Origin of the sequence: Sorangium sp. So ce887 (genome assembly GCF_051521455.1) — a bacterium.
Lineage (GTDB): Bacteria > Myxococcota_A > Polyangia > Polyangiales > Polyangiaceae > Sorangium.
Genome location: NZ_CP150354.1, coordinates 1,991,967 through 2,005,101, shown reverse-complemented (window position 1 = coordinate 2,005,101; position 13,135 = coordinate 1,991,967). Strand labels below are relative to the sequence as shown.

Sequence of the window (13,135 nt, the reverse complement as noted above, 5' to 3'; positions counted from 1 at the left end):
CAGATCCGTCAGGCGCTCGCTCGCGCGCGAACTCGAGCAACGTCGAGCCCGGGCCGATCTCCACGAGCACGTCGCAACCTTGCGCGTGGAGCGCGTCCAACCCGTCGGCGAACCGCACCGGCGCGCGGAGATGCCGACTCCAGTACTCGGCCGATGGTCTCTCACCGTCGAACGGACGCCCGGTGAGGTTGGAGATCAGCGTGAGGCGAGGCGACGCGTGGGGGATGTCGCGGATCGCCCGGGTGAAATCGTCGCGGATCGCGTCCATCATGGACGAGTGGAACGCGCGCGACGTTCTCAGCTTGACCGTCGCGATCCGGCGCTCGCGCAGCGTGGACACGACCCGCTGGACCGAGGCGCGCCGGCCGGAGATGACGGTCTGCGCGTCGCCGTTGATCGCGGCGATAGCCACGTCCCCGGCGCAGGACGAAAGCGCCTCCTCGACAAGGACCACGCCAGCGCGCACCGCGACCATCTCCCCGCCATCGTCGACCGATTGCATGCACCGCGCGCGGCGCAGCACCAGGAGCAGTCCGTCCTCCGCGCTGAACACACCAGCCGCGCACGCTGCGGCGTACTCGCCCAGGCTGTGCCCGAGCACCACGGCGGGCTCGATCCCCCACGACCTCCAGAGCTCGACCAGCGCGATCTCCAGGGCGAACAGCGCTGGTTGCGCGTACTCCGTCCGGTCGAGCAGCGGCGCTGCGCCGGGCTCCGGGAAGAGGATGTGCACCAGAGGAACGCCGAGGTGCGGGCGCGCGAAGGCGTCGAGCCGATCGAGGCTCGCGCGAAATACCGGCTCGGTCTCGTACAAGCCTCGACCCATGTCGCGCACCTGGGAGCCCTGCCCGGTGAAGAGGAACGCGATCTTCAGCGACCGCGTGGCGACCGAGGCCCCCGCGGTCACGCCCGGCGCGTGCGCGCCGCGGGAGAACGCGGCGAGCTGCTCGCAGAGCTCGGCGACCGAGGAGGTCACCACAGCGAGCCGGTGGCGGAAATGGGAGCGACCCGTGCTGGCAGAGAAGCAGACGTCCGCGAGCTTCACGGTCGGCGCTGCGCCGAGCATCACGCGGTATCGAGCCGCGAGCTGCGCGAGCGCGGGCTCCGTCTTCGCCGAGAGGACCAGGAGGTGCGGCGATACCGGATCCGCTTCGTGCCTCGCGACCGAAGGTTGGCGTCGCGCGTGCAGGCCGGGCTCCTCGAGGACCACATGGGCGTTCGTGCCGCTGAAGCCGAACGAGCTCACCCCGGCGATCCGGGGCCCGTCGCCCTCGGGCCAGGGCATGTGCTGGCACACGACCTCGACCGGCAGCGAGGACCACGGAATGTGGGGATTGGGCTCGTGAAGATGAAGGCTGGCCGGGATCTCGCCGTGCTTGACCGCGAGCACCGCCTTGAGGAAACCGACGACGCCGGCCGCGCCCTCGAGGTGACCGAAGTTGGTCTTGACCGAGCCGACGAGCAGCGGGCGGTCTTTCGTGTGGCCCTCGCCGACGGCTGCGCTGAGCGCGAGCATCTCGATCGGATCGCCCAGCGCCGTGCCGGTACCGTGCGCTTCGATGTAGCCCACCTGGTTCGGCTTCACCTGCGCGCCTTCGAGCGCGGTGCGGATCAATGCCTCCTGCGCGGCGCCGCTCGGCACGGTCAGCCCGCCGCTCGCGCCGTCGTGGTTCACCGCGGATCCGCGGATCACCGCCAGCACATCGTCGCCATCCGCGACGGCGTCGTGCAGGCGCTTCAGGACCACGATCGCGCAGCCCTCCCCGCGCACGAACCCGTCTGCCGAAGCGTCGAACGCACGACAGCGACCGCTCGGCGAGAGCATGTGCGCACGGCACTCGACGATGGTCGAGATGGGCGACACGTTCACGTTCGCACCGCCGGCGAGCGCCAGCGAGCACTCGCGTGCCCGGAGGCTCTGGCAGGCGATGTGGATGGCGACGAGAGATGATGAGCACGCCGTGTCAATGGTAAGCGCGGGCCCTTGCAGCCCGAGAACATACGAGAGCCGCCCCGCGGCGATGCTCACCGCGTTGCCGGCTCCGCTGTGGATGTCCAGCGCGTCGGGATCCGACAGGAGCCGGGAGTAGTCCTGATGCATGATGCCCACGAACACCCCGGTCCGCGAGTCTCGCAGCCGTTCCACGGCGATGCCCGCGCGCTCGAGGGCCTCCCAGCCGACCTCAAGGAGAAGCCGTTGCTGGGGATCCATGGCCTTTGCTTCCCTCGGCGCGATGCCAAAGAACTCCGCGTCGAATTCGTCCACGCGATCCAGGAAGCTGCCATTGCGGCAATACACCTTGCCCGGCGCATCGCGGTCGGGGTCGAAGTAGGCGTCGATGTCCCAGCGATCTCGCGGGATCTCGACCACGGCATCGACGCCTTCCAGGAGGAGACGCCAGAGATCCTCGGGCGTCTCGATGCCGTCAGGGAGCCGGCAAGCCGCGCCGACGATCGCGATCGGCTCTGTTGCCCGGGCCTCTGCGGCGTCCAGCTTCCGCTGCAGCTTCTCGATCTCGATGAACGAGGCCTTCAACAAGGCTATCGGATCACGGCTCCTCGCGCCCTCGTTCATGCCCTGCTTCGGCGAGGCCTCGGTCTGCTCAGCTGCCATGCAGCTCCTCGATTTTCCTCGATAAAAGGTCCAAGATCTCTTCGGGTGAGAGCCCGTCGAGCGCGTCGGATGCCGCCGGGATCGCGGGGGGAACGGCGCGGGAGGGGGCGGCAGGAGGGGGCGCGCCAGCCGCCTCGCGAGGCTTCGCGCCGAACAGTGCGGTCATGAGGTGATCGGTCAGCCCCTCGATCGTCGGGTGACGGAACAGGAGCGTGGCCCCCAGAGTGATCCCGAGGCTCGTCTCGAGCCGGCTCAGCAGATCGGTCGCCAGCAGGGAGTCGAGGTCATAGTCGAACAGGCTTCGATCGCGGGCGAGCCGCTCGCCCGCCTCCACGCCGAGCAGCGCCGCCACCCGAGCGTGGACATGCTCCTCGAGCAGCGCCCGCCGGTTGTCCGCTGGCGCGCGTCGAAGCTCGTCGATAAAGCCTCGTTCTCGTTGCTGCGCGCCCTCCGCGGCGCGGTGGCCACGCAGCACTGCAGGGGTCGCGCCATCCGGCAACCGCGCCAGGTACTTTGGCCAGTCGACGCGAGCGACGCCGATCTGGGCCTCCTTGCCGGCCGCTGCCTGGCCGAAGAGCCGGCACGCCTCTTCTGGATCGAGCGGCTCGACGCCGGCATCGGCGATCCGCCGTGCCAGGCGCTCGCTCAAGCTGGCCGCCATCCCGGCACGAGCCCAAGGCCCCCAATTGATGCTCGTGCCCGGCAGCCCGAGCGCTCGGCGCTGATGCGCGAGCGCGTCGAGAAACGCGTTCGCCGCGGCGTAGCTGGCCTGACCACGCGGGCCCAGCACCGAGGACATGGAGGAGAAGCAGACGAAGAAATCCAGGGGCAGCCCCTGCGTGAGCCGGTGCAAGAGCCACGTCCCGTCCACCTTCGGTGCGAGCACGGCGCGGAAGCGCTCCCAGTCGAGGTTGACCAGGCTCCCATCCTCGAGCACGCCCGCTGCGTGGACGACGCCGCACAAGGGCGGCCAATCCGCGCCGAAGCGAGCGACGAGCCTGGTTGCGTCGTCTTCCGACGTCACGTCGAGCTGAGCTGTGACGACGCTGGCGCCTGCCCGTTCGAGGGCGTCGAGCGCGCTCGCCGCGCTCGCGGACGCGCGGCTGCGTGAAGCCAGCACGATGTGGCGCGCTCCCTGCTCGACCAGCCACGCAGCGACGTAAAGGCCGAGGGCGCCAAGACCGCCGGTGACGAGATAGCTCCCGTCGGCGCGCACGCGCGCGGGCTCCGCGTCCGTGGTCGACGCGCTCGCTTGGACCAGCCTCGGGACGAACCGATCACCCCGCCGCAGGGCGACCTCCTGCTCCGGGTCGTCGGCCGCGAGCTCGTCGAGCAACGCGCGAGCGCCGCTCTGATCGAGCGGATGCGGCAGATCCACCATCGTACAGCGCAGCGCCGGTCGCTCGGCGGCGATCACCCGCGCCAGACCCCAGAGCGACGCTTGCGTGACCTGCACCGGAGCATCGTCCGGCGCGCCGTCCGAGATCACCGAGCACGCCCCGCACGTCACCAGGTAAAGGCGAAGCGCAGGCGGCCCCGCGAGCCTGTCGATGGCCTGAACGAGGTTCAGCGCCGTGCGGCACCCGAGCTCCTGCGCCTCGATCAACGAGGCGCTCGTCATCTCGTCGACCGGCGCTGCGTCCACGCTCTGGAGGTGCAAGACGCCGACCCGAGCGGCCTTGAGCTGGGCTGTTGCCTCGTCCAGGAGCCGCTCCATGTCCGAAAGCAACGAGCCGATCCGGTAATGGAGGGCGGAGAGCCGCTCGAACGACGTGCCACGCTCGACGACGGCGCAGCGATGGCCGCGCGCGCGGAGGAGATCGCACACCTCCGCGCCCAGCCCGCGCGCGTCGACGAACACGATCCAGGCGGACGCGCTATCGGCGGCACGGGTCGAGGGCGCCACGCGCCACCGGATCGCGTGGAGCAGCGAGCCCGCGTGCGCTACTGGACCGCGGGCCGCGCGGAGCAGCGTCCGCCGGGACGCCCTCCTCGACTCCAGCCCGCTGATCTCGCCAACGAGCTCGCCGTCGGCGCTGAAGAGCCTCAGATCCCCGATGATCCTGTCATCCGCGCCCGAGGCGTCGCGCAGCTTGCCGTGGCACCAGAGCTCACGATCGTCGTAGCCGGTGGAGAGCCAGAGCCGGTCGACTCGGAAAGGCACGAATGTGTCGCCTCCCGCCGCAGGGATCGTGGCCGCGAGGACCTGGAAGCACGCGTCGATCAGCGCCGGATGCGGCCGGTAGGCCTCCCGCTCGCCCGCGGAGATCGGCGCGTTCAGGCGGCACACGACCTCTTGATTCCCTCTGCGAATCGACGTGACCCACCGGAAGCTCGGACCGAGCTGCACATGCCAGCTGGCGAGCGCCTCGTAGAGCTCCGCTGTCCGCACCTCTTCCAGGCACAGCCTCGAGAGCTCCGCGAGCGACGGCCCCTGCTCCCGCGGGCGATGCCCTCGCGCGCGCAGGACAGCGGTCGCAGAGGTCGACCATCCGGGACTCGCCCCGTGCCCGCCCGGCGCGAGGCGAATCAGGCGCGCGGGAGTGCCGTCATGGGCCGTGCGCTCGAGCACGATCTGCACCGTGCGTGCCTCGCCATCGGGAAGGACGATCGCCTCGGGAAAGCACAGATCGGCGACCTCGACGTCGTCGCGGTCGAACGCCACCCGTGCCGCGCGGAGGAACATCGCCCCGAAGCACGCGCCGGGCACGACGACCTCGCCGTACACACGATGATCGGGGAGAAAAGACGGCCTGTCCGCGCGAAGAACGACCTCGAACAGCGTCTCCGCGAGGAGCGGGGAGCGGGTCATCCTGCCGAGCAACAGGTCTTCCCCGGCGGCTGTGGGGGCGACCTCCGCGCTCGCAACCGGGAGCCAGTGGCGCCTGCGCTGGAACGGATAGACGGGCAGGAGAACGCGGGAGCGGGGCTGGTCGCGGTGAACGCCCTGCCAGTCGATGGATGCGCCGCGCATGTAGAGCGCCGCCACGCTCTCCAGCAGGCTTTGCCAGCTCGGCAGACCTTGCACCAGGCTGGCGAGCCAGACGCAGCGTGACGCGAGCCCCTGCTCACGCGCCGCGGCCGATAGCACGGGGTGCGAGGAGAGCTCCAGGCACGCCCCGATTCCGAGCGCATCGAGCGTCTCCCAGGCCTCGCAGGCCACCTCCTCGGAGCTGAACGCGCGGAGCCAGTGGGCCTGCCCGAGCGCGCCGCGGTCGAGCGTCTCGCCCGTGGCGCTGCAGACGAACCCGACTCGGGGCTCGCTCAGCGACATCGCATCTATCGCGCGGACAAGCTCGGCGACGCGCGGGTGGACGTCCGGTGCCTTCAGCGTCTCCGGCGTGATCTCGCGCGATCCCGCCGCGGCCAGGACTCGGCCCCGCAGGAAAGCGAGCTCCAGCGCCTCCTCGAGGGGAAGCACCCCGGCGGCGACGGCGGCGACACACCCACCCGTGCCCACGCCGAGGACAGCGACCGGCTCGACCCCCCAGGAGCGCCACAGCTCGAGCAGCGCATAGCCTGCCGAGAAGGAGGTCAACTCCGCATGAAGAATCGCGTCCGGAGAACCGGGCTCAGGGGTCGACAGGATCGAGCGGCCGAGGCGCCGCCGCAGGAACTCGCCGCATCGCTGCACGGCGCCGCGAAACGTCGGATCCTCGACGATCGCCGGATGGACTGGCGCCCGGCCGCCGAAAAGGAACGCAACCTCCACGGGCCCAGCATCGGACGACACGCCGGGTGGAGGCGACGCGCAGTACGCTTCCAGCCTCTCGATGATCTGTCGACGCGTACCACCCGCGATCGCGATGCGGTGAGCGAAATGCGGGCGCCCCACGTTGGAGGTGAAACAGACGTCCTCGATCGGCGCCTGCTCGCTGGCGTGCAGGTGGCTGAGATAGCGCTGCACGAGCGCGGAGAGCGCGACCGTGTCTTTCGCGGAGAGCGTGAGGACACCCCATCCACGACCCGGACCGACCGGGGCGCGCGGGGGCGCCTCTTCCAGCACCACATGGACGTTCGTCCCGCCGATTCCGAACGAGCTGACGCCCGCGCGCCGCGGCACAGCATCGGTCTCCCACGCGGAGAGGCGCGTGGGGACGTAGAAAGGGCTGTTCTCGAAGTCGATGTCGGGGTTCGCCTTCTTGTAATGCAAGCTCGGCGGGACTTGTTTGTGCTGGAGCGCGAGGACCGCTTTCATGAAGCTGGCCAGCCCGGCGGCCGCGTTCAGGTGGCCCAGATTGGCCTTCACGGATCCCACGGCGCAGAACCCTTTTCGCGACGTGGAGGCCCGAAACGCGCGCGTGAGCGCGGCGATCTCGATGGGGTCCCCCAGCGCCGTGCCAGTGCCGTGCGCCTCGACCAAGGTGATGGTCTCCGCGTCGACGTCGGCAAGCGCTTGGGCCATCTCGATCACCGCCGCTTGCCCGGAGGTGCTGGGCGCCGAGAAGCCCACCTTCTGCGATCCATCGTTGTTGATGGCACCGCCGCGGATGACGGCATGGATGCAGTCCCGGTCGGAGATAGCCTCATCGAGCCGCTTGAGGAGCACGGAGCCGGCGCCGTTGCTGAAGACCGTTCCTTGCGCCTGCGCGTCGAAGACGCGGCAATGACCGTCTGGCGAGAGGATGCTCCCCTCCTCGTACACATAGCCGCTCTGCTGCGGCAACGAGACGGCGGCGCCCCCGGCGATGGCGAGATCACATTGGTAGCTGAGCAACCCCTGGCAGGCGAGCGTGATGGCGACCAGCGAGGTCGAACAGGCCGTCTGCACGGCGATACTCGGCCCCTGGAGCCCCAGTCGGTAGGAGACGCGGGTCGCCAGATAGTCCTTGTCGTTCGCGAGCCAGGCTTGCAAGTAGCGGTTCGGCTCGCTCGGGTCGAGCAGGGGTCGGGCATGGAAGCGCAGGTAATCGAGGCTGCTCGCGCCCGCATAGACGCCCACGCGCGCGCGTGGGCCGGGCGGCGGGTAGCCCGCCCGCTCCATCACTTCCCAGGCGCACTCGAGGAACAGGCGGTGCTGAGGATCGAGCAGCTCGGCCTCAGCGGAGCTGATCCCGAAGAAGCGTGCATCGAACAGATCGAGGTCAGGGAGGACGCCTCCGGCACGCACGTGCCGAGGGTGCCCCAGGACCGACGCGGGCGCGCCCGCCGCCTGCGCCTCTTCCTCGGAGAAGAAGGAGATCGATTCGACTCCTGCCGCGAGGTTATCCCAGAGCTGCTCGGGCGTGCTGGCACCCGGAAAGCGGCAGCTCATGCCGATGACCGCGATGTGTCCGGCCCCAGGTGATTCGAGCGCTTCCTTCATGAGAGATCCTCTGCGCGGCGTCGCCGCCGTCGAAAGAAGGCCTTCTGCGCCTCGGCCAGCTCACGCACCGCCGGGTCGCGTTCGGCAGGCGCCCGAACGAGGTGCGTGGCCAGCGATACCGCTGTCGGATGCGTGAAGAGGTCGACGACCTTCAGATCAACCCCGAGCTCGTTCGCCAGCCGGGTCTGGATCCGGAGCATGTGGAGCGAGGTCGCTCCGAGCTCGAACAGGTTTTGCTGGTGATCCACGGCACCGACGCCGAGGACGCTGGCGATCACCGCGGCGATCCGCTGCTCCATCGCCGTCGTCTTGCCCCGATTGGGTGGCGGCGAGACCGACACGGACGGAGGCGGCAACGCCGCGCGGTCGACCTTGCCGTTTGCCGACAGCGGAAGCGATTTCATGGGGATCAAGAGCGAGGGCACCATGTACGAAGGCAGCAGCGCCCGGGCGTGCGCGAGGACGTCGTGCGTCGCGAGTGACTCGCCGTTCGACGGGACAGCATAAGCGACGATCCGCCGCTCGCCGCCGGGGGCCGTATCGACCACCGCCACGGCCTGGAGCACCGCCGGGCTCCGCGCGAGGACAGCCTCGATCTCGGCGAGCTCGATCCGGAAGCCATTGATCTTGACCTGAAAGTCCTCACGTCCGAGGAACTCGAGGTTGCCGTCGGGCAGGTAGCGTGCGAGATCGCCTGTGAGATAGATCCTGCGTCCCGTGAGCGGATCGAGCGCGAAATGAGCATCCGTCTCGGATGGCTGATCGCGGTAACCCAGCGCGACCCCTGTGCCGCTGATGTACAGCCGGCCCGGGACCCAGATGGGACAGGGCTCGAGGCGCTCGTCGAGCACGTGACACCCCTGGTTGGAGAGCGGCTTGCCGTAAGGGATGGTCCTCCACGCCGACTCGACGATCCCGATGGGGTAGACGACGGACCAGATAGAGGCCTCCGTCGCGCCACCCAGGCTCACGACCTGCGCGCCGCCGAACGCGGCCCGGATCCGATCGGGCAGCCCCACCGGGATCAGGTCGCCGCTCAGCATGACGAGGCGCAGCGCGGACTCGCTCCCCGCAGGCGACCCCTCCGCCCGCTCGACGAGTAGCTGCATCAGCGCAGGGACCGAGTTCCAGATGGTCACGCGCTGCTTGACGACGGCGGAGGCCCACCGCGCGGGATCCATCGCGGAGTCGGCGTCGAGCGTGACGAGGGTCGCCCCGGCCGCCAACGTCCCGAAGATGTCATACACGGAGAGATCGAAGCCGAGCGCGGATATCGCGAGGACGCGATCGTCAGGTCCCACGGCGAAGCGATCATTGATGTCGAGGATGGTGTTGACGGCGCCCTTGTGGTCGATCATCACGCCCTTCGGCCGACCCGTCGATCCAGAGGTGTAAATGACATAAGCGAGGTCATCCGGAGTCTGCGTGTCCTCGATCCGGGGGATCTCCAGGGCGTGCGGGACCTCATCGACGCAGACGACGCGCGACCCTTCGGGGAGATCCAGCTTCGCTACGAGCGCCTGCTGGGTCACGACGATCTTCACGCCGCCCTCGTCGAGCAAGAGCCGGCGCCGCGCGGCCGGGAGCCCGGCCTCGATCGGGAGATACGCGGCGCCTGACATGGAGATGGCGAGGACGGCGACCGTTTGTTCCCACCCCTTGTCAAGGATGACCGCGATCAGGGTGTTGGGCGTTGCGCCGAGGTCTCGGAGATGCAGCGCCAGCGCACCGGCACGCTGGGCGAGCTCGCCATACGAGAGCGTTCGATCCGGAGCGAGGAGCGCCGTCCGGTTCGGATGAAGCCTGGCGTTCGCGACGAAGCGCGTGTGGAGCCGATCGCCGCTCAGCGGGCGCTCGGTCGCGTTGATGGCAGCTCGCTGCGCCAGCTGCGCGGGCGGCGTCCACCGACGCTGCTGGGCGTGCCAGGCGGCATCCGAGCCGGCCAGAAGCTCGAGAAGCGCCCCGAAGGCAGCGAGGAACTCCTCCGGAAAGCCAGCCGGAAACAGCTCGTCGACGGTGTCGATATGGACGACGAGCGCCCCGCCGCTCTCGAGCACATGGCTGCTCAGGTAGACGTGCGGCGTTGGATTCGCGCTGTGTACCAGGCGACCGAAGGACTCGAGGCTCGCTCCCTGCGAATCCACGCCCAGCGTGCTCGTGAACACCACCGGCATGGCGGACGACCGGCCAGCTCCCCGCCTGCGGGCACGCTCCCGGAGGACCTGGACCCCGCTGATCGCGCGGTGCTCGAGATCCTCCCAGAGCCGACGCTGCAGGCGAAGCGCGCGGGCGAGCAGATCCGCGCCAGGCTCCGTGTCCACGGCGAGCAGCACCGTCGATGCAAAATCACCTACGAGATCGTCGACCTGGGGGTGGAGCGGCTGCCGGCTCAGCGTCGTCACGGTGATCGTGAAGTCGCCGCGAGCGCTCCATGTGCGGACCATCTCCACGAAGACCGCCAGGCAGAGCGCCGAAGGGGTAAGTCCAGCGCGCGCCGCGCGGGCCTTGAGGCACGACCAGACGCCGGACTCGACAACCCGAGTTCGCCGAGTGAAGCGTGGTCGAGCGATCGAGCCGGGGTTCCGGGCGAGGGGCAGCTCGGGGGCCGGCGGGAGTGCGTCGAGCCGACTCCACCAGTACTGCTGCGCCCGCTGATGCGCGGCGGATCCAGCGATCGCGTACATCGCGAGGAGGTAATCTCTGTAGGTTAACTCCAGCGCAGGCAGCGCCGCATCAGGGTCGTCGTAGAGCGCTCGTAGCTCCCGCAACAAGATGAGGAGGCTGCGAAAATCCGCGACCGTGAGATCGACGCGCAGGTGCAGACGCGAGCCGTGGAGAGCGCTGCGCGAAAGCCGCATCTCGATGGGCGGATGGTCATCCGAGAGCGCCAGCTCGTCCGACATCTCGCGCCGGATCATCGCCAGCTGCGCCGGATCGCCGGACGACACGGCGACCTCGGGGATGGTTTCGACACTCTCAGGCTCGCGGACTTGCTGTTGCCCGTTGGGCAGGATCACCGCTCGCAAGAGATCATGTCGCGCCACGAGCCGCCGGAGCGCCGCGCTGAGCCGGTTTACATCGTCACACGCCGTCTCTATTTCAAGATAGGCATGGGCGCGGACGTTCCCGAACTCGAAGGCCCCGCTGCGACCGACCCAGTACGCCTGCTGGAGATCGGACAGAGGAAAGGGACGGTGTCGGTCCTGCGGAGCAGGCTGTAGCGCAGGCGCGTGATCGACCTGAGGGGGCTCCAGCGTGACGAGCCCTGAGATAGCGCTCGCCAGCTCGCCCAGCGTGGTTGCTGAGAGGATCCGCTGCAGCGGAACCTCGACGTGCAGCTCGCGCGCGATCTGGGCGACGAGCTCCGCAGCGCGGAGGGAGTCGAGGCCGAGCTCGTAGAGTGACCCCTCGCCGACTCGAGACGCTCCGAGCAGAGCGCCTTCGATCAACTGGCGCGCTCGCTCCTCGACCGTCGCCTCGTCGTCGTCCTCGACAGCGCTGCGCCAGACCTCGCGCAGCCGGCCTGTGAGAAGATCATCACGGCACGCGCGGCGCCGTAGCTTCCCGCTCGAGGTCTTCACGAGAGCGCCTGGATGCAAGAACACGACCTGCGAGACATGAACGCCGTGCTCCGCCGCGACAGCGCGCCGCACCGTCGCCGCGAGCTCGACGAGGTCGAGGCGGCCGATCTCGTCCTCGTCGAGCTCCTGGGCGACCGCCAGCCGCTCCTCGCCGTCAGACCCTTCGACTTGGATGCTCACGGCGCAGCCCCGGCCGGGCCGGAAGGCCGGGTGGCACGTCTGGACCGTCCTCTCGATATCCTGGGGATAGTGGTTGCACCCGCGGATAATGAGGAGATCCTTGAGCCGCCCTGTCACGAAGAGCGAACCTTCGTGGAGGAAGCCAAGATCGCCGGTGCGAAGGTAAGGGCCGCTCGCGTCGTCGCCGGAGAGACGTGCGTGAAACGTCTGTTCAGTCACGTCCGGTCGCTCCCAGTAGCCTCCTGCGACCATCGGCCCCGAGACCCAGATCTCGCCAACACGGCCCGCTGGGCAGCGATGCTGCGTCTCGGGGTCCACGATCAAGATCGTGGCGCCGGCGTGGCTCTCCCCGTTCCCCACGAGCGTTCGACAGCTCGGCGACTGTTTGTCGAAGACGACAGCGCCGCGCTCGAGCGCGGCCTTGTCCACGGCGACGAACATCGGTCCTTGGTCTCGCGCCGAGGCTGCCACCTTCAGCGTCCCCTCGGCCAGCCCGTACCCCGGAGCGAACACGCGGGGACCAAAACCGCTGGGGCCGAACGTCTCGACGAACCGGCTCAATGTCGCCGCGTCGACCGGCTCGCCCCCGTTCACCGCGACCTGCCAGCGACTCAAGTCGAGCCGCCGCGGCGCTGCGCGGCGGTATCGGCGAACGCACAGATCGTACGCGAAATTAGGCGCCGCGGTGTGCGTTCCCCCAAGGGTCGACATCGCTTCCAACCATCGCAAAGGCTCATGAAGGAAGGCCCTGGGGTTCATCACGTGACAGACAAAACCCCTGAAAACGGGCTGGAGCACACCGTAGATAAGTCCCATGTCATGAAACATGGGCAACCATGTGACCATCACGCTGTCGTCATCGTGCTCCCAGCCGCAGTTCAGATCAGCGGAGGTCACCATCAGGTTGCGATTGGAGACCATCACCCCCTTCGGAGCGCCCGTGGAGCCAGAAGTGTACTGCAGGAAGGCCAGCGCATCCTCGTGGACATGCGGATCCGTCCACGCTCCTGCGAGCGCGGGGTCGATCTCGTCTATGCGCAGCCAATCCAGAGCCTGCGCCGCGGGACTCGTCGCGTGCGAGACGACGTCCTCCTGCCATGGACCGTCCACCAGCACGACGGAAGCCCGAGATTGCTCCGCGATGGCCCGCAGCCAGAGCTGCGACGCCCCGGATCGCAGCGGCGGTAAAGGCACGGCGACGAGACCCGCGTAGAGGCATCCGAAGAAAGAGGCTATAAAGCTCCTCTCCGAGCGGAGTAGGAGTAGAGCGCGGTCGCCAGGCGTGTACCGGCGCTGGAGCTCCGCGGCGATCGCGCGCGCCTGGACGTCGAGCTCACCATAGGTCATCGCGGTCGACGAACAGCTGCCAGCCGGCGAGTGTTCGTAGTCGAGGAACACGAACGCGCAGCGATCGGCCTGGGCCGAGGCCCTCTGTCTGAGAACAGTGATCAGCAT

At 68.9% G+C, this 13,135-nt stretch carries 3 protein-coding genes (1 of these 3 running past the window's edge); all 3 read right to left on the bottom strand.

All coding sequences use genetic code 11. From position 1 onward, the window contains the following. Tightly spaced (each overlapping or abutting the next), the 3 genes in view from WMF36_RS07605 to WMF36_RS07595 form a layout consistent with a single transcriptional unit that may run on beyond the window. Positions 1-2,614, bottom strand: the 5' portion of a protein-coding gene (locus WMF36_RS07605) for a type I polyketide synthase (protein ID WP_437578938.1). 2,231 nt of this gene lie to the left of the window's left edge; 2,614 of the gene's 4,845 nt are visible here — the first part of the coding sequence; the start codon lies at positions 2,612-2,614; the stop codon falls past the left edge of the window. Further along, the gene (locus WMF36_RS07600) at positions 2,604-7,919 is read right to left on the bottom strand and encodes a type I polyketide synthase (protein ID WP_437578937.1); all 5,316 of its coding nucleotides are present in this window, start codon (positions 7,917-7,919) and stop codon (positions 2,604-2,606) included. Before WMF36_RS07600 ends, WMF36_RS07605 begins: the two co-directional genes overlap by 11 nt. Further along, a complete protein-coding gene (locus WMF36_RS07595; RefSeq protein ID WP_437578936.1) occupies positions 7,916-13,135 on the bottom strand; it encodes an amino acid adenylation domain-containing protein in 5,220 nt (1,739 codons plus the stop codon). The genes WMF36_RS07600 and WMF36_RS07595 overlap by 4 nt, the downstream gene beginning before the upstream one ends.